Source organism: Tildeniella sp., assembly GCF_059505325.1.
Genome location: NZ_JCACKI010000017.1, coordinates 1 through 22066 on the forward strand (window position 1 = coordinate 1; position 22066 = coordinate 22066).

The following is a 22066-nucleotide window of genomic DNA, read 5'->3' on the forward strand; positions in this document are numbered from 1 at the left end:
AGAGTAAGGGTTTTATAACCTGCGTAGGCAGGTTTTGTGCGTGTAGCCGCGACTTTAGTCGCCAGAGCTACACGCATCTGGACTTTTAAAACATCCTCTAAGCTTTTAGTCTCTAACATAAACTCGTCATAAGGCTAACGTCAGTACTTTTTCTAAACAAAATTTCTACACAACAAAGCTCGTCTCTTCCCCTTGTGCCGCCTGCCAACTACGAGCATCGAAGTACAAATCTTCTAGCGAGATGCTGTAGAGCGCTTCTTTGAGCTTTTGGTGGAGACGATTCCAAACGGTGAACGTAACCCAATCTTCTGCCTGTGAGCCATCAGGGGCATGGCGAGGAAGCGGGTCAACGCTTTCACCAACGGCTTCCAGAATTTGTCCTAAAGAAATGCTGGCAGGCGATCGGGCAAGTTGATAGCCGCCCTGTACGCCACGCATGGATTGCACCAGTCCAGCGCGGCGCAGTTCGATAAGCAATTTTTCGAGGTAGGGCGCGGGAAGGTCTTGACGATGCGCGATCGCTTTCACCGATGCCGGACCATACCCCGGTTGCAAGGTTAGATCGAGTAGCGCTTTCACACTGTAATGTCCGCGAGTCGTTAATTTCATGAGAAGAGAGGAGTGAGGAGTGAGAAGAGAGGAGTGAGGGGAGAAAGTTTTGAGTTAATGCTAACCACTGGTGACTGACCACTGACCAAACTTTCATCCTTCAGCCTTTAGCCTTTAGCCTTTTAACTTTTAACTCTCCCATTCTTTAGCTTGACAGTTGCATCGACAGCATCGACTGAAGCAAGTCGCTCACTCCAGCACCAGATCAGGCAAACTTGAGGTTGCCCCTCGTCTAAGGTGCCTGCTTCATGCCTCGCAAATCCAAGCTATCGTCCTGGCTACCCAATTTGAACTATCAGGTTTGGGTTCTGGCAGCGGGACGGTTGCTATCTCAGACAGGATCAGGATTCACGCTGTTCTACGCGCCGATCTTTTTCGTTAATCAGGTGGGCTTATCGGCGACACAAGTTGGCATTGGCTTGGGCAGTGCGTCGATTTCAGGCGTGGTGGGTCGTTTGTTAGGTGGGTCGTTTGCCGATTCGCAGTTCTGGGGACGACGACGAACGCTGCTGCTGTCTGCGATCGTGTCCGCGATCGCCTCGATCGTCCTTGCCATCTCCAGCGATTTTCCGGTCTTCGTGGCAGGCAATTTGCTGATGGGCTTAGGCATTGGCTTGTATTGGCCCGCGAATGAGGCGATGGTAGCGGATTTAACGGCACCCGCACAACGTAATGAGGCGTTTGCGTTGACGCGCCTGAGCGACAGTCTAGGCTTAGGTTTGGGTGTTGTGCTCGGTGGATTGTTGGTTGGTGCAACGGGTGCCTATCGAGCGCTGTTTGTCATTGATGCCGTCTCGTTTTTGGTGCTGTTTGCGGTGGTGTATTGGGCGATCGCCGAGTCTCATCAAGCGACAGGGGAACATAGAGCGATCAGGGACTGGCAGCAGGCATTGCGCGATCGTCGTTTGCTCACCTATGCCGTTGCCAATGTGCTGTTTACAACCTATCTGGTTCAGATCAACAGCACGATGCCGCTGTACTTCACGAATTTTCTCGCTGATTTGCCCGGTGGCTTCTCGCCACCGACTCTGAGTGCTCTATTCACCTGGCACATGGTTGTGTCTGTCCTCTGCCAATTACCCGCAGCCCGACTGCTTAACCGTTTTAGCCGCGCGTGGGGACTCACGCTGTCTGCCATACTGTGGGGTGTGGGCTTTGTACTGGTATGGGTGACGGGCGTTGTCTCCTCATATCATTTGCTGTGGGCAATCCTGGCATTAGGTGTATTGGCGCTGGCAACGGTTGCCTATATGCCATCAGCGTCATCAATCACGGTTGAACTGGCACCAGAGTCTCTGCGTGGCGTTTACCTGGCAGTTAATTCGCAGTGCTGGGCGATCGGCTCGTTCATTGGTCCACCATTGGGCGGTTGGGCGTTGGATCAATCACCGTTTGTTGCCCACAGTTTGTGGCTTGGGTTAACGCTCAGTGTTGGTATCGTCATTCTGGTTTTGCAGGAACTCGATCGCGTGATGAAACAGTCAAAGCATTGAGATCGAGATCCCCGACTTCTTCAAGAAGTCGGGGATCTGGTGGCGTAATGCCTCAGCGTCGTCGCTCTTGCAGTTTGCGATAAACCGCTTTTAGATCGACGTTGTGGTGAGCCAGTGCAACGAGCGTATGGTAGAACAGATCAGCCACTTCACCCGCGATCGCGTCCGGGTCGTCATCTTTACATGCCATCACCACTTCAGCCGTTTCTTCACCAATTTTTTTGAGAATCTTATTGTCTCCATCCGCCAGTAGCTTCGAGGTGTAGGAGCTTTCGGAGGGACGATCGCGGCGATCGCAAATCACCTCAAAGACCTGCGACAGCATATCGGCAGGCGGCGCTGAAACTGAACCATTCAGGCGATGAAAGCAACTTCGCTCTCCGGTATGGCAGGCAATTTCACCGATCTGCTCGACTCCAACCAGCAGGGCATCGCTATCGCAGTCATAACGAATCGAGTGAACCTTCTGAAAATGCCCAGAGGTTTCGCCTTTGTGCCAGAATGCCTGACGCGATCGACTCCAGAACCAGGTTTCGCCCGTGTCCAGCGTTTTTTGCAACGAGTCCCGATTCATCCATGCCATCATCAGCACGGTGCCGTCCAGGTAATCCTGTACAATTGCCGGAACCAAACCGCGATCGTCGTAGCGAATCGTTTCTACCGGAACTGATTGCTGTAAAGCCATTGTCTCAAACGCCCCTATAGTCGATGTCTTCATCTTACCGACTGTTGGTATCCCAATGATGCAGGTTAAAGTTCCACCCATTAAGTGTCAGGGCATTAAAACAAAGCTTGTGCCCTTCATTTTGAGTCAAATTCAATGGGTTGAAGTAGTAGAATCTCGATGGATTGAACCCTTTTTAGGGTCAGGTGTTGTGGCATTTAATTTAGCACCCAAACGCGCCTTATTAACTGATAGTAATCAGCATATTATTGCGTTTTATCAAGGTATTCAGAGTGGTGAGATCGATCGAAAAATAGTATGCGAATTCTTACAAGAACAAGGGGATCAGCTTCTTAAGTTTGGAGCTGATTACTACTATGAAGTGCGCGATCGCTTCAACCAGTTTGCTTCACCGCTAGACTTCCTCTTTCTCAACCGCGCTTGTTTCAATGGTTTAATGCGATTCAACAGTAAAGGTGGTTTTAATGTTCCTTTTTGTCGCAAACCGCAGCGCTTTGCCCAAAGCTACATCACCAAAATTGCCAATCAAGTTGACTGGATCGCCAAGCAAATAGAAGGCAAAGATTGGGAATTTCGGGTTGCAAACTGGCAAGAAACGCTGGCTGAAGCGCGATCGGATGATTTCATCTATCTCGATCCGCCCTATATCGGTCGCCATACCGATTATTACAATGCCTGGAATCAAGCAGAAGCGGAAACATTAGCGATAGTAACAAAACAGCTTTCCTGTGGTTTCGCCGTGTCCATGTGGCTTGAAAATCAGCATCGTCAAAACAGCCATATTCAAGAATGCTGGTCAGGTTTAGAGATGCGCGTTTGTCAGCATTTCTATCATGTCGGGTCTAGAGAAAAGCTGCGTGGAGCGATCGCAGAAGCGCTACTCATCAAACCGGGTTTCTCCGTCAGTATTGATCAGTCATTACCAGTCGAGTTAGGGACGATCGCAACACCACCCTATTCCAGCTAAAATTAGAGGACTCCAGTTGCGTTTGGTCAGGCTATGGTTACTACTCCAGGTGCGCCCATTACCCAAACACCTGTCACTCAGGCAGTAGCGCCAATCGTCACCTGGGAAGCGTTACCCGACGACGTGCCTTTAGATGATGAACCCGTGGAAAATACAGGTCAACCGCTGCTGGCAGGGGCGCTCCGTGAGTCTCTTGAGTTAGCTGGGTTCATTCAGCCAGAGATGCTCATTGCGTCTAACTTTGGGCTGTGTGCAACCGTGAATGGCGATCTGGTCATCAAAGCACCCGATTGGGTTTATGTGCCCTCTGTATCAACGCTAGAAGCCGATCGTCGCAGCTACACGCCCAATCTACAAGGGGCAACGCCGATCGTGGTGATGGAGTTTTTGTCTCACAAAGACGGCGGCGAATATTCGGTGAAGCGCACCTTTCCGCCCGGAAAATGGTTTTTCTACGAACAAATCCTCAAAATTCCGGTTTACGTGATTTTTGAGCCAGCCGAGGGACTGCTGGAAGTACATCAGCTAACCGCAGGACGGTATGAACTGCAACCCCCAACGCCAGAGAATCGCGTCTGGCTGGCTGAGATGGGGCTATTTTTAGGCATTTGGCAGGGTGCAAAAGAAGAACGCACAGGCTACTGGCTACGCTGGTGGGATGAAGCCGGAAATTTGTTACCCTGGGCAGTCGAGCAGATTGAGCAAGAGCGCCAGCGAGCGGAGCAGGAAAGCCAACGAGCGGAGCAGGAAAGCCAACGGGCAGAACAGGAATACCAACGGGCAGAGCAAGAACGCCAGCGGGCAGAGGAAGAACGCCAGCGGGCAGAGAGATTGGCAGAGTATTTGCGATCGCAGGGCATCAACCCAGATTCTCTCTAAACGAAGCTTCTTACACTCCTTTGTTACGCCAACAGCTAAGATAGAATTGTTAAGGCTTCTTTACCAGATTTGACGCGACTTTTTGGGAAAGCTTTTGAAAGAAGTGCCTAACGCTGTCCCAAAGGCTGCATCGCTCAGCTCAGCAAACAGTCCGTTAAGCTGGATGATGCATATTCAGCGCTCTCAGCTCTTAGTCCATCAGTTCTTGTCTCACGTCCCTTTCGATATCCCCTCCCTACGGAACCCGTTATGACTCTCCCTATTCGCAACGTTGCGATCATTGCTCACGTTGACCACGGCAAAACCACCCTTGTGGATGCGCTCTTGAAGCAGGCAGGCACCTTTCGTGAAGGAGAAGAGGTTCCAGACTGCGTGATGGATTCCAACGACTTGGAGCGGGAGCGAGGCATTACAATTCTGTCGAAAAATACGGCAGTGCGCTACAAAGATACCCTGATCAATATTGTGGATACACCCGGACACGCTGACTTCGGTGGTGAAGTCGAACGGGTGCTGGGCATGGTGGATGGCTGCCTTCTCATTGTGGATGCCAACGAAGGACCGATGCCACAGACGCGCTTTGTGCTGAAAAAAGCGTTAGAGAAAGGTTTACGCCCGATCGTCCTTGTCAATAAAATCGATCGCGAACGCGCCAATCCCCACACGGCTGTCGATAAAGTGCTGGATCTGTTCCTTGAGCTTGGTGCGGATGACGATCAGTGCGAGTTTCCCTATCTGTTTGCATCCGGTCTCGCTGGCTTTGCGAAGGATAAGCTGGAAGACGAGTCGGTGGATATGCAGCCGCTGTTTAATGCCTTCTTGCGCCATGTGCCACCACCCGTTGGCGATCCCGAAAAGCCTTTGCAGCTACAGGTGACCACGCTCGATTACTCCGACTACCTCGGTCGCATCGTGATTGGCAAAATCCACAACGGCACGATTCGAGCCGGACAGCAAGCCGCGCTGGTGACGGAAAGTGGCGCGATCGTCAAAACCAAAGTCTCCAAGCTTATGGGCTTTGAGGGGCTGAAGCGAATCGATATCGAATCGGCATCCGCAGGCAATCTCGTGGCAGTCGCAGGCTTTGCCAACGCCAACATTGGTGAAACGATTACTGATCCCAACGATCCACAAGCATTACCGCTGATCAAAGTCGATGAACCCACGTTGCAGATGACCTTCTCGGTCAATGACTCGCCCTTTGCCGGACAGGAAGGCAAGTTAGTCACATCTCGACAGGTGCGCGATCGGCTCTTCCGCGAATTGGAAACAAACGTAGCTCTTCGCGTCGAAGAAACCGACTCGCCCGACAAGTTTCTGGTGTCTGGACGGGGTGAACTCCACCTGGGCATCTTAATTGAGACCATGCGACGTGAAGGCTACGAGTTTCAGGTGTCGCAGCCACAGGTGATTTACCGCGAAGTCAACGGTCAGCCCCGTGAACCGTTTGAAACCTTGGTTTTGGATATACCCGAAGAAGCCGTGGGTAGCTGTATTGAGCGGCTCGGTCAGCGCAAGGGCGAAATGCAAGATATGCAGGTGGGTGTTGCCAATCGGACGCAACTGGAATTTGTCGTTCCCGCACGAGGGCTGATTGGCTTCCGGGGTGAATTTATGCGCCTGACTCGTGGTGCTGGCATCATGAACCACAGTTTCCTGGAGTACCGTGCTATTAGCGGCGAGATTGAAACCCGGCGCAATGGAGTGCTGATTTCCTTTGAGGAAGGCGTTTCTACCGTTTATGCCATGCAGAATGCCGAAGACCGGGGTGTGTTCTTTATCATTCCTGGCACTCGCGTTTATAAAGGCATGATTGTGGGCGAACACAACCGCAACCAGGATCTGGAACTCAACATCTGCAAGAGTAAGCAGTTGACCAACCACCGCGCCTCTGGTGGCGAAGAACTGGTGCAACTACAGGCTCCGGTCGATATGAGCCTTGAGCGTGCTCTAGAGTACATCGGTTCTGACGAGCTGCTCGAAATTACGCCTCAGTCAATCCGCCTGCGGAAAGTTGATAAGGTAAAGAAGATGGCAGGAAGAAAGTAAGTATAAAGGCTAAAGGATAAAGTATAAAAGCAATTCTTTTTAGCCCTCATACTTCATCCTTTAGCCTTTCTTGCTTACGCGTGATTAAATTCACGATTAGACGATCGCGCCGGGTCAAAGCCCTCATTTCGCACTCGTCGTCGGAGATCGCCTGCATCGGGAGACGCTCTCACGGCATCGTCGGGGCTAATTTTGCCCAGCAGTACGAGATCGCAAAGCGCCTGGTTCATCACCTGCATCCCCTGGTTGGTATCGGTTTCCATCAGTTGGAACGCATCCGTTTCTTGACCTTTCAGCAAGTAATCTTGCATGGCTGGTGTGTTGATCAAGATTTCGTGGACGGCTGTACGTCGTCCATCGGTGGTCGGGATTAACTGCTGCGCGACGATCGCCACCAATGATTCAGTAATCTGCACCCGCATGGCTGGCTGCTCATCGGGGTTGTAGATGTTCAGTAGACGATTAAGAGAATTGATTGCATTCCGAGTATGCAGCGTTCCTAAAACTAAGTGACCTGTTTGAGCCGCTTTGAGGGCAGTCTCAACGGTCGTGCGATCGCGCATTTCCCCAATGAGGATGACATCTGGATCTTCCCGCAGTACAGCCCTTAGTGCCTGATTAAATTCGTGGGTATGCAGCCCTACTTCCCGCTGACTAATCAGACACTTCTGCGACGGATGAACATACTCAATAGGGTCTTCAATGGTGACGACGTGCCTCGTCATGCTTTCATTCAAGTGACGCAACATTGCCGCTAGCGTGGTTGACTTCCCTGACCCAGTTGGTCCCGTAATGAGAATCAAGCCCTGCGGTTGGCTCACTAAATACTTCAGGACTTCTGGCAAACCCAACCCCTCGATCGACGGCACTTCAAGCGAGATCAGTCGCAGCACGATCGCGCCACCCGTTAGCGTCTCAAAGCAGTTCACCCGACAGCGCAGAAAGCCTGGATAGAAAATAGCGGTATCCAGTTCCTTATTGTGCTCAAATTCTTGCTGCTGCTTAGGCGATAAAATTTCGGCGAGATAGGCTTCAAAGACTTCAGGCGTGACCTTCAACTGATCCCGTGGCTGTACCATCTGCCCTCGGACGCGGAATCTAGGCAATTCACCAATGCGAATATGAATGTCAGAAGCCTGTCTGGCATGGGCATCACGAACCATCTGTTCGATCGAACTAGTCTCTTTGGATCGCCCTTGCACAGCCATTGAAAGGGGCGGTGGCGGCGGTGCGCTTGGTGCTTGATCGTGGGGGCGGGGTGCGGGTGAGCCGGACATTGGTATCTCTCTGGTAGGTCTTTCGTTATGCAGAGCCATCATACTGGCTCAATTCAGTTCAACTTATTGCAGTTTGGGTAAGCTAGCCTAGAGATGGCTAGCAATCTCGCCAATACAAACTGAGTCTTTACTAGCACGCCTGACAAATATCCACTCATTGTATCGAGTAACCTCTCAGTGATCCGTCTTTTTAGTACTTTTGTTACTAGATTAAGTCGTCACACCTAAGAGTAAAGAAGCGATTGCAGCTACTGGAATGTCCGGTTTAACCTCTATCTACCTGCAATGCTCTAATTTGCTTGCGTTCAACCAGCTAAAAACTTACTTTAACTTGAGTGCGTCTAGCGTAGCAATTTTGATGAATACTGCAAAACAAATTGCTGACTGGCTAGAATCCCACTGGGTCACGCCTGCTTATAGTGGCTGGCTGTTGAGCAGTCTGGCGCTCTTTTTCTTCGTTTCTGCAACAAATACGCTGGCGGGTTGGCTTTATGTCATCAGCGGGATTAGTTTCGCACTGCTGGCAATTGCAGCGATTTTACCCGAACGCACGCTACGTGGCATCCAGATTCAACGTCGCCTCATTAATCCTGTGAGCGTTGGCGAGCCACTAACCGTTGAGTTGATTTTGGCGAATACGACCAAACAACCGAAGACCTTGATTCAGATACAGGATCTACTCCCTTTTGTGATGGCTCCGATCGTATCAGCGGCGATCGAAACGATTGCACCACACAGCACCCATCACTGGTGTTATCACCAGACCGTGCAACGTCGTGGTATCTACCGCTGGCAAACCGTTAACGTGAGAACGGCTGCACCGTTGGGGCTGTTTTGGTGTCGTCGATCGCAAACAGTCCCGGCGATCGCGGTTGTCTATCCGACCGTCTTACCGCTGACGCAGTGCCCGTTGATTGATGAAATGGGTCGTAACGCGGATGTATTGTTTAGCCGCGATCGCCGTGCTCACACTGCCAGTGAAGGCTTAACACGATCGCTGCGTCCCTATCGTTGGGGCGATCCTATCCGCTTTGTCCACTGGCGTACTAGTGCCCGCTACGGTGAACTGCGAGTGCGTGAGCTGGAAACCTTGACCAGTGAGCAAGAGCTTATCATTTACCTGGATAGCGCGATGCCCTGGCAAACCTACGGTGGTTCAGAGGTAGCCGAACCGTTTGAGCAAGCGGTTATCGCAGCCGCCTCTCTTTACTTCTATGCACTGCACCGCAAGCTTAACGTCAAAGTGTGGACAGCAGGCACAGGCATGATCCAGGGCAGTCAAGCCGTACTCGAAGCCTTGGCAGCCGTGCAGGCGGGCGAAGATGTCCGAGCCGATCGGCTACCAGATGCGCCCCTGCTTTGGCTCACTCAGAATTCTCTTGGTTTGGCGACCTTGCCGCCCGGCAGTCGTTGGTTGCTATGGACAAGCGCACAACAGGAGCAGCCAGTCTTAGATAGTCTAGGTTTGTTAATGCAACCTGATCAATCGCTACAGCTACAGCTTCAAAAAGCCTTGGGGACGCAACTTCAGAGCAGATAAGGGGGAGTCGCGCTATGGTTGTAAACTGGCTGATGGAGACGAATGCAAGCTTGAGCTTTGTGATCGAGCCACTGATCACTCTTGATGCCGCGATCGATCGCACCGCTTCATCGCCCTCTCATTGAGAAAGGCAATTCAAAGAGAAAGGCAATTCAAAATGTACGTATTGATTGGGGGCGCGGGCTTAGTTGGACTGGGGTTAGCGCAGCGGTTACTCGATTTAGGACATACGGTAGCGATGATCGATATTGACCCGATCGCCTGTCGTTATGCCCGCGAACAGCTAGGTGTCATGGCGTTTGAAGGCAGTGCGGTAAATACAGAAGTGCTGCTCGAAGCTGGTGTTCGCAAGGCAGATGCACTGGCAGCAGTCTTACGCAACGATGCTTTAAACCTGGCGATGATCATGCTGGCAAAGCACAATGGTGTTCACCATATTCTCGCCAGAATGCGGCATCGAGACTTTGCTGAACCCTATCGCATTGCTGGTGCAACGCACATCGTTAACGCGATCGACCTGGCAGTGTCAACGATGGCGAACGCGATCGAGTACCCCCAAGTAGAATCCATGATGCACTTTGAGCAGGGGCAGATTGAGGTACTGAAACTCGCTATCCCTGAGAAGTGCAATGTGGTCGATCGCAGCGTGGCAGAAATCGCCCAGGATCGTCGCTTTCCATCTGGTTCACTCATCATTGGCTACCAGCCGCATCCGCAAATGGCTCTTGCGATCCCCAATGGCAACACAGTACTGGAGGCAGGTTCAACCATCCTTGTGGTCACCAAACCGGGTTCAATGCGCGAGATGATTGACTTTATTGAAGGTTAAACACCGATTGAGGCACAGACTCACACAAGGGCACTAATGGTAAAGACGCTCTTCAAGCCAGATCTGGACTTCTGCTTCAGATTCCAGGTAGGCTGTTTGTCCAGTGAGTGGATCATAGACTGTCCACCAGGTTTGCCCCGTTTGATCGAGTGTCTGCCGCACTTCCGGTTCAGCCTGTGTGGATCGGTAGGGACCAAACCCAAGCGGTTGGTTGAGCAAGCGCCAGAGTGTTTGCCAAACGTGGGTACGTGCGGTCGATCGCTCACACAGAAGCTTTAAACGTCGCTCCAGATATTCCACTTGATTCTCGTAATCCAGACTGCTAGACCGACGGTTTAGCAGCGATCGCCACCACCGATCTAGATAGCCGATCAGCGGAGAATGAATCGTCTGCGGTTCTACGATGTCTGGAAGCAGTTCTAGTTCTTTGTAAGCTTGCCATTGCGATTTCATCACAACGCTCCATAAAGTCTCTTGAGTACATGAAGCGCGTTCCTTCGGGGCTTTCCCTACTTCCGTCCCTCCTTGAACGGATACAGCAGTTTGTTTAGCGTGCGATGCAAAAGCATTGCAGAAGTGTTCCATAACCTCTACAACCCATACACCCCACAGACCTGAGCTAAGATTGCTACGGCTTGCCTAACTGTTGGTTTTAAGCGGAGAGATGAACGATTTTATCTTTTTGCAGAAACATCAAGCTGGGCAAAAGAGTGTCTAAATTTTCTGAATCTCTTGGATCCCTGAGTAACAATCAAATGTTACTTATTTGCCCTGGTAGTTTTCTTCAATCCAAAGTCGGAGTTCTGCTTCGGAATCTGCATACACCACTTGACCAGTCTGGGGATCAGAGGCAACCCACCAGCGATCGCGCCCGTCCGCAATTTCAACTACTTGCAGAGCCGAACCACCAAAAATCTTGTCTGTAAGATACTGAGTCAGTGTTTGCCACCAGTTGCCACCCAAGGCAACATCAAGCGGCGTTTTTGGTTCAACCTGCCGTTTTTCTTGCTCTAACAGCACGACCAGATTGGCGTTGTTGGTTGCTCTGGCGATCGCTAGACGGTGGTTCAGAGAAGCCATGATGCTGTCTTGGTGCTTCTCCAGGGTGCGGCGGTTGTGGAGATGAAGTGCATTAGTCATAGTAATAGTGTTCCGAGTAATAGTGTTCCGAAAATGTACAGTTGACGCAGAGACTAAAATCTCTACATTTACAACTATAAGATTTTTTCTGTATTGAAAGCTACAGTTTCAACGTTTGTTGACATTTTGATTCTATACCTCTAGGCATCCTGGTAAGAACGGGGTGCAGGGAGGGGTGGAACCCCCTTCGGCTTGAGCGCTCAGGTCGAAAGCTGGCTGGGGCAACGCTCCTACACCCTTTTGATCCCACTATCCCAAGCTCTGTGGCGACAGCTAAGTAGCTGGGTGAAATTAAACGTAGGATGTGTTAGGCATAGCCGTAACGCATCAAAACCTTTAGCAGCATGGGTTACGCTTCGCTTTTCTTGAATGCCGAAGGCTATACCCATCCGACGCAGATTTTATATTTAATTGAACCTTCCTACTTATAAATTACTTATAAATAGACGAGAGCTGGAGTACTCGATCGGTTTTGCCTGCTAACGATCTTTCCTGCTCAGACAGCTAGGCGAACGGAGACAGATCTGATAGGGTTTTGAGGAAAATCTTGGAGAGTGAAGTGCAATGGGGGCATTGAAAGGACGCGATTTGCTGAGTTTGGCAGATCTGACGAGAGAAGAACTACAGGAAATTTTGCAGTTGGCAGCTCAGCTGAAGGCAGGAACGCTAAAGCCGAAGTGCGAGAAAATCCTGGGACTGTTGTTCTACAAAGCGTCTACCCGCACCCGTGTTAGCTTTACAGCCGCCATGTATCAACTGGGTGGACAAGTGTTGGACTTAAACCCCAATGTGACGCAAGTGGGGCGCGGAGAACCAATCTCTGACACCGCACGAGTGCTCGATCGCTACCTCGACATTCTGGCAATTCGCACGTTCGACCAGCATGACCTCGAAGCCTTCGCCCGCTATGCCACCATTCCGATCATCAATGCCCTCACCGATCTGGAACATCCCTGTCAGGTTCTGGCTGATCTACAAACGATACAGGAGTCTTTCAACTCATTGTCTGGTCTTACCCTGGCATATATGGGAGACGGGAACAATATGGCGCATTCCCTCATGCTGGGCTGCGCGATGGCAGGTATCAATGTGCGTATTGCCTCACCGCCAGAGTATCGTCCGCTAGATGTGGTTGTGCAGAAGGCAGAGGCGATCGCTAATGGTAAAACTGAAATCATCGTTACAACCGATCCGATCGTCGCGATCAATGGTGCTCAGGTTGTTTACACTGATGTCTGGGCAAGCATGGGGCAAGAAGCGTTAGCAGAAACTCGCATTCCCATTTTTCAGCCTTATCAGGTTAGCGAGGTACTGCTCAGCCATGCTGCTAAAGAGGCGATCGTGCTCCACTGCCTGCCTGCCCATCGCGGTGAGGAAATCACTGACGCTGTAATCGAAGGACCCCAATCTCGCGTCTGGGATCAAGCCGAAAACCGGATGCACGCGCAGAAAGCACTGCTAGCAAGTTTGTTGGGAATCGCCTGAGTCAAAAGGGCGGGTGTAGACCCAACAGTGTATTTGGTCTACAGAAGGACATTTTTGGGGGGCACTTTAGTTTTTGGTTGTCCAGAGCGAGACGTGTCTTGCGCTGAAAATCGCTTGGGATGACCTGAAGCAAGATGGTCTGCGATCGCCCACTTTAATGCCGTGACGGTTAAAAATATCTCATTTTGTAAAATGCTTTGCAGTTTAAAGTGTTAGCCGCTATCTATAGTAGTAACACTGAGAGAACAACGCTATATACAGCGTTTGCCTGGAGCTTCGCTCTACATTTAAGTGTACCGCCTAGCACATTTTGAGTGTATCGCTTAGCTTAATGGCTTCTCTAGGTGATAAACACATCTGTCACTCATAAACCATTAGCCACGGAACGAAAACGATGAGTTATCAACAGCAACTGACTCCCTGGGTGATTCACAAGCTCCTACCCAACTTAAAGCATCTCACGATTATTCGGTTTCGTCGTCGTCCTGACGCTGAAGCCTATCTGAAGGTTTTAATACAGTCTCAGCCTTACTCTCAGTTCGCTATTACCTTTGATTCTGGAGAGGGCAGCTTTGCTACTCAAGCTGAAGCGTAATGTTTCATTCGTAACGCTTTGGGAGGGTGGTGTTGGAACAATTGAATCGATGTAAATGCTGTGTGCGATCGACAGCGCTTCCATACTGTTGTGCTCGCCTGTGTCAAAATAAAGACCGCTATCAGTGGTGGTTATGGCAGGATTGGATGAGCAAGACAGTCACTCAACTCTCGGTAATTTGATTGCCCGACGGATTGCCGAGAGTTCTCAACAACGCCTAACCTTTGCTGACTACATGGAGCTGGCATTGTACCATCCAGAGCATGGATACTATGCTACTAACGCTACCGTGATTGGTGCCAGCGGCGACTTTTTTACATCACCCCACTTGGGTGCAGATTTTGGTGAATTGTTAGCTGAACAATTTGTCCAAATGTGGGACATTCTACAGCGTCCAGCCCACTTTACACTGGTTGAAATGGGTGCCGGACAGGGATTGCTAGCGGGTGACATCCTGCGCTACCTGCAGCGTCAATATCCTGAGTTTCTGCGATCGCTCGAATATATTATTGTTGAGCGCGCTGCTGCACTCATCGCCGAGCAGCAGCGACAGTTGAAAGCATTAGCGGACAGCGGCATCCGGCTACATTGGCGTAGCCTTGAAGCTATTCCCCCGCACTCCATCACTGGCTGCTTTTTCTCAAATGAGTTGGTGGATGCATTTCCAGTGCATCAAGTGACGCTGATGTCGGGGCAATTGCAAGAGCTGTATGTCACCACACTTCATGGCGAGACGGACAGGGAGAAAGAACCTATTCAGTTTGACGAGGTAAGCGGCTCATTGTCAACACCAGGTCTAGTAAACTATTTTGAGCTGGTAGGCATTGATTTAGCCGCTCGATCTTATCCCGATGGGTACCGTAGTGAAGTCAATTTAGCCGCCCTGGATTGGATGCATCTGGTTGCAGACCGCCTTCAAAGGGGCTATGTTTTGACGATCGACTACGGTTATACAAGCGCTTGTTACTACAGCCTCACTCGCACAGAGGGCACGTTACAGTGTTACTACCAGCACACACACCATTCAAACCCATACATTCATGTTGGGCGGCAAGATATCACTGCCCACGTTGATTTCACTGCCCTAGAACGACAAGGTGAAATTTCTGGACTAAGTACGATCGGTTTAACCCAGCAAAGCCTTTTTCTGATGGCATTGGGTTTGGGCGATCGCATTGTTGCTCTTAGCCAAACCACTGCCAGCGATACGCTGACAATACAAGCCATACTCCAGCAGCGCAATGCTTTACATCTGCTCATTAACCCGATGGGTTTGGGAGGCTTTGGTGTGTTAGTACAGTCCAAAGGGCTAACCAGTTCAGAAAGTGTCTATCGGCTGAAAGGGTTGAGCGGGTCGTTAGGTTAGTCTGAGAAAACACAACTCAGAAAGCACAACGGTCGAAGCAAGTAAACAATCAGCGTTGTGATGCAGCATTCACTAAATAGTCGCCAAGCAATAGGACAAATTTCGCCCGCTTTGTCGTGCACGGAATCGAATCGTCTGATGAACGAAGGGCTTGGCTTTCAACCTAATCTTAGTGGTGACTGGAACCGACACCCCTGTTTTTTGACCGCTCTGTGCTGATGTTCTTTAGTTGCCAGAAGCGTTTACGGCTCTAGGGCTGTTGTCTAAGACATCCAGCCTCACCGGGGCAACACCGGATTGCACTAAACCCAGCACACGGGCAGCGGCGGTAGATAAGTCGATGACGCGATCGCCAGAAAAGGGACCCCGATCATTAATCCGCACAACCACCGATTGACCGTTATCCACATTAGTTACACGCACCTGTGTCCCAAAAGGGAGCGTTCTGTGCGCTGCGGTCATCGCGTTTTGGTTGAATCGCTCACCGCTAGCACTGGGGTTACCGTGGAAACCCGGACCATACCAGGATGCCAAGCCGCTGAGCCGCTGCCGAATCGAACCTACCGCAGCCTGAGACCAGCCATTTGGTTTGCCAGAGACGCTGGAGAGTGGGGACGCATTGCCCAGTAGCCGCCGCAAGCGATTGGTTGCTTGCAGCGCATCTGTTTCCAGGTTGCGGGTAGAACCTGATAGCACAGTGCCAGCATCAACCACAGCAATCAGGGTTTTGTTCGCTTTGATGATGTACCTTTCGCCTGTGGGGGCTGATTGCCCAGATTGCGCCTTCCAACTGACGGTAATGGTTTTGGCATCCACGCCTTCGCGGTTTAGTTGATTAATCTTGGCAGCGATCGCGGCGGCTCTCAAGACCGGATCGCTTTGAGAAAGGGCAGCATCTGCCTGGGCTGCGTTAGCAGTTTGGGTTAAGCGTTCTGGCGTTGCTGCTTGGGACGTGTCAGTAGCGCTAGATTCTTCAAGGGCTTTAGCGCTTGCGATCGCGGTAGCCGCTCCAGTGGAAATAAGTTGTCGGCTTCCCATCTTGACTCTGGTCGTCACTGTTTTGCTAGAACCAGTAAACGTCAAGATCGGTATATTGCGTACATAAAGGGTGGCTGCCTTACGCCCTGCCAGGCTGTGTGACTGTACCTTGGCAATCGCTTCACGCTCAGCAGTAACGGTATTGATTGCTTGAGGCTGCTGTTCACCGAGTTTGACGACTGCATGTGTGAGCTTCAAGTCTGGAGTTTGTGGTGGATTGAAAGCAGATGCTTCACTGGTTCCAATAGCAGCATGAGGAAGCTGTTTACTAGCTTTTTTTGCCATCTCACCCGGAGTCGGTTCGGATGGTGCAGACTGGTGAGAGTCTTGACTAAGGTTAGCCTCAGCAACCTGGTTAACTGCGGTCTGGTCGGCGCGGCTAGATAGTGGTAGACCGAGCGTTGTCATAAACAGGGTGGCAGTTAAACCACTGATAACATTTTGATTCATACATCCATGTGTGAAGGGCATATGTCAAGCGAGATCTAAGTTGGTCGAAAATCTCCCGGTTGACATCTCTCATAGCTCGTACTTGTTCCGCGTTTACTCCTGCTCTAAAGAACTGCAACAGACTATCACGAACTTTTTACTTTGGGGATCAGGGATCTAACAGACAGCCCCAAATCTAGCGAATGCTTTAGGGATACATAGAGCAAGCAAAGTAAGTATCAAAGGACGTTTTGCCGTTTTACGCACTTTGAGGCGCTTCATCAAAACTTCACGTTAGCTTCACAAATTTGTGACTTAAATCACCCAATTGGAGGATGAGTTACGGGAAGGTAGAAAGACTTTGGGTGTTAGAGCTAGAGAAACCAATATTGCTGTAGTACGGCAGCGAGATCCGAGGCGATCGCTGTACTGCAAAGTACTGACGATTAACAGGCTAGTGCTGCCTAGCCAGCCGCTCTTGACCCAAAGTCTGGATGTCTGCTAGTTGCGAGAGAATCCTTAAACCTGTTCGCGTTGAATGGCTTCATGTTGACTGAGTTCAGCGCCTCAGCAAGGGTATGAATGCCGCTTTGCTGTTCCGTACTGTATTCACAGCTCAACCTACTTCAGTGAACAGGCTAATACTGGTATCAGTACACCTGGTTTCTTTGTTTAGCGTTGCGAGTTTTTTATACTTGCTTGAGACGCTGTGCGCCAACCATACCCAGTTTAGGGCGCTACGTTGAGGCTGTTGGCTTGAAGCTGCGGGTTTGTTGTGCGATCGTGCCACTACTGCTGTAGCGGTAATCACGCATGGCTACCGAAGCAACCAAATGATATTCTGTAAAAGACCGTTTGTGTGTCAACGGTTGTAAAAAATAGTTTCTTTCTATATAGGTTTATAGAGGTTATTACTGACACTGCTATCTCGTTAACCTTGTTCTAATCCAAGTCGATCGTCCCTAAGCAACCTCTTCTTATGACTGCGCTGTCTTCTGAATGGCAACATCATTTTGTTGAAACCAATCGTATTCGCCTGCACTACGTCACGCAAGGGGAAGGTGAACTGGTGCTGCTTCTACACGGGTTTCCAGAGTTCTGGTACTCCTGGCGCTTTCAAATACCTGCACTTGCCCGTCACTTTAAAGTCGTGGTGCCCGATTTACGCGGCTATAACGAATCGGACAAACCTTCCAGTGGGTACGATCTCGATACACTTAGCGCTGATATTCAAGGGCTGATTGAAAGTTTAGGGTATGCCCGTGCTCACATTGTGGGGCATGACTGGGGTGGGACGATCGCGTGGCATTTGGCACAAAAGTTTCCTCAGTATCTCAACCGTTTGGCGATCTTGAATGCTGCACCACCGCAACGTTTTCTACAAGAGATGGTGAGCAACCTGGATCAACTTCGCCGAAGCTGGTATGTGCTTGCTTTTCAGGTGCCTGGGGTTCCAGAGTGGCTCATTCAGCAAAATTTGAAGGAGTTTCTCAACAATCTTCTTCAGGGACAAGCAGTCCGCAAGGGTGCCTTCTCAAATGAGGAGACGAAGCTTTATCAATCGGCGCTAGAGAAACCAGGCGCACTCTCTGCTGCCCTTAACTACTATCGCCAAATGTTTTCGCCCTGGAGTTGGCTGAAAGATTTTGGACGTACGCCTAATCTGGTGACCGCACCAACGCTCGTGCTGTGGGGTGAAGAAGATTCTTTGTTGAGCCAAAACTTAGTTAAAGAGCTTGACCAACTGATTAAAGCCCCGTTTCGGCTGACGCTTGTGCCTCACTGTGGGCACTGGATTCAGCAGGAAGCGCCGCAAACGGTGAACCGTGAGTTGTTGTCGTTTTTGAGACAATAGCAGAACAAGACAATTAAGTATTAGAAAAGCGGCGTTGCTGAATGGCGACATGAATTGCAAGATTCGCCCTCACCCTAGCCCTCTCCCAAAAGGAGAGGGGACAAGAATTCTAGCTCCCTTCTCCTTGGGGAGAAGGGTTGGGGATGAGGGCAGATTCATAGTTTGATTCAGCAATGCCAGAAAAGCCTCCAACCGTAGAATGACGCATGAAGATGGCTGGTGGGCTGTTTGGAGTGTGATGCCGTCAGTGCCGCTTCTTTAAACGATTCAGGTTAAACTCTAAAAAATTCAGTCAATACCAAAATTCGGTCAATACCAGGCTATGAACGATGCGGGCGGAAATTCTACAACGCAACAGTTACTGACTGTTTTGGTTCAGTCGACGGCTGAACTGCAACAATCGACGGCTGAACTGCAACAATCGACGGCTGAACTGCAACAATCGAACAAGCAACAGAATCAGAAGATTGACTTACTGACTGATCAAATTGGGTATTTGACTGAGGTTGTGACTACAGGGTTTGCCGAACTCAAAGAATTGGCGCAGCAACAATCTGAAACGGCAAAACGGCAGGAGCAAAATATCACCCGTCTTGTGGGGATTGTGGAGGTTGACCTTAAAGAGTTAGCGCAACAGCAATCTGAAACTAAAGAATTAGCGCAGCAACAATCTGAAACGGCAAAACGGCAGGAGCAAAATATCACCCGTCTTGTGGGGATTGTGGAGGCTTTGGTGCCGCAGCGATCGTGAAATCTGGTTGCTGATGTGTCACCAACGTGACCTGGAAGACTTCAGCAAACACGATCGCCACCTGCTCTCGTACCTCTTCAAACTGAATGCCTGGGATAAATTGCTCCAGACTGCCAATGGGTTTATCGGGGATGCCACAGGGCACAATGCGATCGAACCCACTGAGATCGGGACAAATATTCAGTGCAAAGCCGTGCATCGTGATCCAACGGCTCACTTTAATGCCGATCGCGGCGACTTTGCGATCCTCTATCCATACGCCCGTCAAACCTGGAAGGCGATCGCCCTGCAAGTTGTAATTTGCTAACACGCGGATCAGCACTTCTTCTAGCTGGCGTAAGTACCAGTGCAAATCTTTCTGATAGTAAGTCAGGTTCAAAATGGGGTAGCCAACTAGCTGACCAGGGCAGTGATAAGTGACTTCACCGCCGCGTTCGACCCGATGCAGATCCCATTCTGTTTGTGCGGGGTCAAATTTAAGAAAGGCGAGACTCGCACCCTGCCCCAGCGTATAGGTTGGCGGGTGTTCCAGCAGAAGCAAGACATCATCAAGGTGGGGATTTTGACGACGATCGTTCACCCGCGATCGCTGCCATGCCCAGGCAGTTTTGTATGGAATAATACCCTTCTGATCAAGCTGGCAAACACGACGAGTTGAGCGATCGCGATCGGGCAGAAATTCTCTAGCAGTACCTTGAATCACTGGTTTAAACTCGCAAAAAAATCAAGGGGGTTCCAACGCAATTTTGCCTTTTATGAAGGATGTTCTAGTCAAGAATTGTCAAGGCTTGCAAAACATTCTAACGGGCGCTGTCGTGCACAATACAAAGTGCTAGGGTTAATTCATTACCCATTCGTTCAGGGAAGGAAGCTCGTTTATGAAGCTTGTTATCCAGGGCAAAAACATCGAAATTACGGACTCGTTACGTGAATACGTGACTAGCAAGATCGAAAAGGCGGTCAGCCATTATCAAAGCCTCACGACTGAAGTGGATGTCCATTTATCTGTTGCCAAAAATCCTCGCATCAACTCTAAACAGACGGCTGAGGTGACAATTTATGTTAACGGTTCGATCGTCCGCGCTGAAGAAGGTAGCGAGAGCCTGTACGCCAGTATCGATTTAGTTGCCGATAAGATTAGCCGCCAGCTTCGTAAATATAAGGAGAAACGTCAGGCACAGAGTCAGGCTCCCGTGAAAACAGTAGAGGTGTTGAGCGATCAACCCGTCGCGCCTGATCTATTGCAAGACCGATCGCCCACGTTACCCAGCCAGGTGTTACGCACCAAGTACTTCGCCATGCCTCCGATGACCACACAGGAAGCGTTGGAACAGCTAGAACTGGTCGATCACGATTTCTACATGTTCTTAAACAGCGAAACGGGCGAAATTAACGTCATCTATGAGCGTAATCATGGTGGCTATGGCGTGATTCAACCGCGTAAGGGCAATGGGCACACCAACGGCAAGAACGGTAAGACCGCACATCATGACGACACTAATGGGCATAGCAGCGAGTATGAGTATGTTCCTCAAGCCACCCATGCCTAAGCCATAGCTATAGTCATAAGTTTACCTAACCCGCCTTCACTCGATCGCTGCCGTTAAGCAGTTGTCCCAACGAAGGCGGGTTTTTGCATGACGTAGAACCGTGATCGAAATCTCTGACTTCTGACTTCTCACTGCCACCCCGGAATCCAGGACGTTCCCGCTAGAGGTAAACGCGCCATTGCAGCCGCTTCAACGGTGAGGGCAACCAGATCTTCCCGTTCTAAATGATGGATGTTTTGCTTGCCGCAAGCACGGGCGATCGTGGTCAGTTCCATATTCAACGTTTTGAGATAGTTTTCCACTCGCCGCGCACCCACTTCTGGTTCCAACCGTTTTTCTAGAACCTCGTCCTGAGTGGTGACACCAACGGGACACTTTCCGGTATGGCAATGGTGGCAGTAACCGGGAGCAGTGCCGATCGCCGCATAATCCTCTACCGCTGAGTGGTGTTCGCCCTGCTGGATATAGGTTTCGCCGTTGCAACCCAATGCAATGAGAATGCCTTGCCCAAGGGAAACAGCATCGGCACCCATTGCGATCGCTTTTGCCACATCGGCTCCTGTGCGAATCCCACCAGAAACAATGAGTTGCACCTTCCCTTTCATGTCTAAATCTTCGAGAGCATCCACTGCCTGACGCACGGCTGCGAGAGTGGGAATGCCCACATGTTCAATAAACACCGATTGGGTTGCAGCCGTCCCACCCTGCATGCCATCAACGACGATTACATCGGCACCGGAATGCACCGCTAGTTTCACATCATTAAAGGTACGCGAGGCTCCTACTTTCACATAGATGGGTTTTTCCCAATCGGTCAGTTCCCGCAATTCCTGAATTTTGATGGTGAGGTCGTCGGGTCCTGTCCAGTCAGGATGACGGCAGGCAGAGCGCTGATCTATCCCTTCAGGTAAGGTTCGCATCTTTGCCACCCGTGGATTGATTTTCTGCCCCAGCAGCATCCCACCACCACCCGGTTTTGCGCCCTGCCCAATGACGATTTCGATAGCATCTGCCTTTCTCACATCATCGGGATTGAACCCATAACGGGAGGGTAAACACTGATAAATCAACGTCTTGGACGACAGCCGTTCTTCGGGAGTCATGCCGCCATCGCCTGTCGTAGTCGAAGTGCCCACTGCGGTTGCGGCAAGCCCCAATGCTTCTTTCACGTTGGCGGAGAGGGAACCGAAACTCATGCCTGCGATCGTGATGGGAATCTCCAACTCAATGGGTTTTGTAGCGTATCGAGTGCCCAGAATGGTTTTGGTCGTACATTTTTCTCGATAGCCTTCTAATGGATAGCGCGAGAGAGATGAACCGAGAAACACCAAATCATCAAAGTGAGGCAACCGACGCTTGGCACCCAACCCACGAATTTCGTAAAGACCGTGTGCGGCTGCGTTTTGAATGTAGCTAATCATGCGGCTGTCGTAGCCCCAGGATGTCTCACGAGAGATGGGTTGAGGGGATTGAGAATTTTGTGTGTTCATAGCGTCACAGTTCACCACGAAGAATGTATTAATCGTTTT

Annotated in this window: 20 protein-coding genes and 1 riboswitch; of the genes, 12 read left to right on the forward strand and 8 right to left on the reverse strand. The window is 50.5% G+C overall.

What is annotated here, in order from left to right:
• Positions 1 to 165: 165 nt before the first annotated feature.
• Positions 166 to 609, reverse strand: a complete 444-nt coding sequence (locus AC5JO6_RS07115; RefSeq protein ID WP_496080358.1) for an Rrf2 family transcriptional regulator — start codon at positions 607 to 609, stop codon at positions 166 to 168.
• 248 nt (positions 610 to 857) lie between these two features.
• Here AC5JO6_RS07115 and AC5JO6_RS07120 point away from each other — a divergent pair, with 248 nt between their 5' ends.
• Entirely contained in the window at positions 858 to 2102 is a 1245-nt protein-coding gene (locus tag AC5JO6_RS07120; protein WP_496080359.1) for an MFS transporter, read from the forward strand.
• A 52-nt stretch (positions 2103 to 2154) separates the two neighbouring features.
• Here the strand turns inward: AC5JO6_RS07120 and hisIE are convergent, their stop codons facing one another.
• Entirely contained in the window at positions 2155 to 2787 is a 633-nt protein-coding gene (gene hisIE, locus AC5JO6_RS07125) for a bifunctional phosphoribosyl-AMP cyclohydrolase/phosphoribosyl-ATP diphosphatase HisIE (protein WP_496080436.1), read from the reverse strand.
• Positions 2788 to 2842: 55 nt separating this feature from the next.
• On the opposite strand from hisIE, the gene AC5JO6_RS07130 reads away from it, so the two are divergent.
• The 3 genes from AC5JO6_RS07130 (at position 2843) to typA (ending at position 6682) form a co-directional block, all read left to right on the forward strand.
• Complete coding sequence (locus AC5JO6_RS07130) at positions 2843 to 3754, forward strand: DNA adenine methylase (protein ID WP_496080360.1); 912 nt, start codon at positions 2843 to 2845, stop codon at positions 3752 to 3754.
• Positions 3755 to 3787: 33 nt separating this feature from the next.
• On the forward strand, positions 3788 to 4633 hold the full coding sequence (locus tag AC5JO6_RS07135; protein WP_496080361.1) for a Uma2 family endonuclease: 846 nt from the start codon (positions 3788 to 3790) through the stop codon (positions 4631 to 4633).
• A 249-nt stretch (positions 4634 to 4882) separates the two neighbouring features.
• Positions 4883 to 6682, forward strand: coding sequence for a translational GTPase TypA (gene typA, locus AC5JO6_RS07140; RefSeq protein WP_496080362.1), 1800 nt, complete (start codon positions 4883 to 4885; stop codon positions 6680 to 6682).
• A gap of 74 nt (positions 6683 to 6756) precedes the next feature.
• On the opposite strand, the gene AC5JO6_RS07145 is transcribed toward typA, so the two are convergent.
• Positions 6757 to 7959, reverse strand: a complete 1203-nt coding sequence (locus AC5JO6_RS07145; protein ID WP_496080363.1) for a type IV pilus twitching motility protein PilT — start codon at positions 7957 to 7959, stop codon at positions 6757 to 6759.
• Between the two features lie 256 nt (positions 7960 to 8215).
• On the opposite strand from AC5JO6_RS07145, the gene AC5JO6_RS07150 reads away from it, so the two are divergent.
• Positions 8216 to 9499, forward strand: a complete 1284-nt coding sequence (locus tag AC5JO6_RS07150; protein WP_496080364.1) for a DUF58 domain-containing protein — start codon at positions 8216 to 8218, stop codon at positions 9497 to 9499.
• Positions 9500 to 9656: 157 nt separating this feature from the next.
• Positions 9657 to 10328, forward strand: a complete 672-nt coding sequence (locus AC5JO6_RS07155) for a potassium channel family protein (RefSeq protein ID WP_496080365.1) — start codon at positions 9657 to 9659, stop codon at positions 10326 to 10328.
• A gap of 33 nt (positions 10329 to 10361) precedes the next feature.
• On the opposite strand, the gene AC5JO6_RS07160 is transcribed toward AC5JO6_RS07155, so the two are convergent.
• Positions 10362 to 10781 carry a hypothetical protein gene (locus AC5JO6_RS07160; protein ID WP_496080366.1) on the reverse strand — a complete coding sequence of 140 codons (420 nt, stop codon included), beginning with the start codon at positions 10779 to 10781 and terminating at the stop codon, positions 10362 to 10364.
• A 33-nt stretch (positions 10782 to 10814) separates the two neighbouring features.
• Positions 10815 to 10862: riboswitch (Glutamine riboswitch) on the reverse strand.
• 228 nt (positions 10863 to 11090) lie between these two features.
• Positions 11091 to 11468, reverse strand: coding sequence for a hypothetical protein (locus AC5JO6_RS07165; protein WP_496080367.1), 378 nt, complete (start codon positions 11466 to 11468; stop codon positions 11091 to 11093).
• A 564-nt stretch (positions 11469 to 12032) separates the two neighbouring features.
• On the opposite strand from AC5JO6_RS07165, the gene argF reads away from it, so the two are divergent.
• The 3 genes from argF (at position 12033) to AC5JO6_RS07180 (ending at position 14914) form a co-directional block, all read left to right on the forward strand.
• Positions 12033 to 12953: an ornithine carbamoyltransferase gene (gene argF / locus AC5JO6_RS07170; RefSeq protein ID WP_496080368.1), complete on the forward strand. Its 921-nt coding sequence runs from the start codon at positions 12033 to 12035 to the stop codon at positions 12951 to 12953.
• Between the two features lie 394 nt (positions 12954 to 13347).
• The gene (locus AC5JO6_RS07175; RefSeq protein WP_496080369.1) at positions 13348 to 13548 is read left to right on the forward strand and encodes a hypothetical protein; all 201 of its coding nucleotides are present in this window, start codon (positions 13348 to 13350) and stop codon (positions 13546 to 13548) included.
• Positions 13549 to 13681: 133 nt separating this feature from the next.
• A complete protein-coding gene (locus tag AC5JO6_RS07180; RefSeq protein WP_496080370.1) occupies positions 13682 to 14914 on the forward strand; it encodes a class I SAM-dependent methyltransferase in 1233 nt (410 codons plus the stop codon).
• 225 nt (positions 14915 to 15139) lie between these two features.
• Here the strand turns inward: AC5JO6_RS07180 and AC5JO6_RS07185 are convergent, their stop codons facing one another.
• Positions 15140 to 16402 (reverse strand): septal ring lytic transglycosylase RlpA family protein, encoded by a 1263-nt coding sequence (locus AC5JO6_RS07185; RefSeq protein WP_496080371.1) that lies wholly within the window; start codon positions 16400 to 16402, stop codon positions 15140 to 15142.
• Positions 16403 to 17360: 958 nt separating this feature from the next.
• Here AC5JO6_RS07185 and AC5JO6_RS07190 point away from each other — a divergent pair.
• The gene (locus AC5JO6_RS07190; RefSeq protein ID WP_496080372.1) at positions 17361 to 18236 is read left to right on the forward strand and encodes an alpha/beta fold hydrolase; all 876 of its coding nucleotides are present in this window, start codon (positions 17361 to 17363) and stop codon (positions 18234 to 18236) included.
• Positions 18237 to 18606: 370 nt separating this feature from the next.
• On the forward strand, positions 18607 to 18987 hold the full coding sequence (locus AC5JO6_RS07195) for a hypothetical protein (RefSeq protein ID WP_496080373.1): 381 nt from the start codon (positions 18607 to 18609) through the stop codon (positions 18985 to 18987).
• Here AC5JO6_RS07195 and lipB read toward each other — a convergent pair.
• Positions 18938 to 19690 carry a lipoyl(octanoyl) transferase LipB gene (lipB, locus tag AC5JO6_RS07200; RefSeq protein WP_496080374.1) on the reverse strand — a complete coding sequence of 251 codons (753 nt, stop codon included), beginning with the start codon at positions 19688 to 19690 and terminating at the stop codon, positions 18938 to 18940. The genes AC5JO6_RS07195 and lipB overlap by 50 nt on opposite strands.
• A gap of 175 nt (positions 19691 to 19865) precedes the next feature.
• Between lipB and hpf the strand changes: the two genes are divergently transcribed.
• A complete protein-coding gene (gene hpf / locus AC5JO6_RS07205) occupies positions 19866 to 20537 on the forward strand; it encodes a ribosome hibernation-promoting factor, HPF/YfiA family (protein WP_496080375.1) in 672 nt (223 codons plus the stop codon).
• A 128-nt stretch (positions 20538 to 20665) separates the two neighbouring features.
• On the opposite strand, the gene AC5JO6_RS07210 is transcribed toward hpf, so the two are convergent.
• On the reverse strand, positions 20666 to 22027 hold the full coding sequence (locus AC5JO6_RS07210) for an FMN-binding glutamate synthase family protein (protein WP_496080376.1): 1362 nt from the start codon (positions 22025 to 22027) through the stop codon (positions 20666 to 20668).
• Positions 22028 to 22066: the final 39 nt, after the last annotated feature.

Coding starts and splice junctions, on each gene's coding strand:
- AC5JO6_RS07115 (WP_496080358.1), bottom strand. CDS start 609: ATGAAATTAACGACTCGCGGACATTACAGTGTGAAAGCGCTACTCGAT.
- AC5JO6_RS07120 (WP_496080359.1), top strand. CDS start 858: ATGCCTCGCAAATCCAAGCTATCGTCCTGGCTACCCAATTTGAACTAT.
- hpf (WP_496080375.1), top strand. CDS start 19,866: ATGAAGCTTGTTATCCAGGGCAAAAACATCGAAATTACGGACTCGTTA.
- AC5JO6_RS07145 (WP_496080363.1), bottom strand. CDS start 7,959: ATGTCCGGCTCACCCGCACCCCGCCCCCACGATCAAGCACCAAGCGCA.
- AC5JO6_RS07175 (WP_496080369.1), top strand. CDS start 13,348: ATGAGTTATCAACAGCAACTGACTCCCTGGGTGATTCACAAGCTCCTA.
- AC5JO6_RS07210 (WP_496080376.1), bottom strand. CDS start 22,027: ATGAACACACAAAATTCTCAATCCCCTCAACCCATCTCTCGTGAGACA.
- AC5JO6_RS07135 (WP_496080361.1), top strand. CDS start 3,788: ATGGTTACTACTCCAGGTGCGCCCATTACCCAAACACCTGTCACTCAG.
- argF (WP_496080368.1), top strand. CDS start 12,033: ATGGGGGCATTGAAAGGACGCGATTTGCTGAGTTTGGCAGATCTGACG.
- AC5JO6_RS07190 (WP_496080372.1), top strand. CDS start 17,361: ATGACTGCGCTGTCTTCTGAATGGCAACATCATTTTGTTGAAACCAAT.
- hisIE (WP_496080436.1), bottom strand. CDS start 2,787: ATGGCTTTACAGCAATCAGTTCCGGTAGAAACGATTCGCTACGACGAT.
- AC5JO6_RS07150 (WP_496080364.1), top strand. CDS start 8,216: ATGTCCGGTTTAACCTCTATCTACCTGCAATGCTCTAATTTGCTTGCG.
- AC5JO6_RS07130 (WP_496080360.1), top strand. CDS start 2,843: ATGATGCAGGTTAAAGTTCCACCCATTAAGTGTCAGGGCATTAAAACA.
- AC5JO6_RS07165 (WP_496080367.1), bottom strand. CDS start 11,468: ATGACTAATGCACTTCATCTCCACAACCGCCGCACCCTGGAGAAGCAC.
- AC5JO6_RS07180 (WP_496080370.1), top strand. CDS start 13,682: ATGGCAGGATTGGATGAGCAAGACAGTCACTCAACTCTCGGTAATTTG.
- AC5JO6_RS07160 (WP_496080366.1), bottom strand. CDS start 10,781: ATGAAATCGCAATGGCAAGCTTACAAAGAACTAGAACTGCTTCCAGAC.
- typA (WP_496080362.1), top strand. CDS start 4,883: ATGACTCTCCCTATTCGCAACGTTGCGATCATTGCTCACGTTGACCAC.
- AC5JO6_RS07155 (WP_496080365.1), top strand. CDS start 9,657: ATGTACGTATTGATTGGGGGCGCGGGCTTAGTTGGACTGGGGTTAGCG.
- AC5JO6_RS07185 (WP_496080371.1), bottom strand. CDS start 16,402: ATGAATCAAAATGTTATCAGTGGTTTAACTGCCACCCTGTTTATGACA.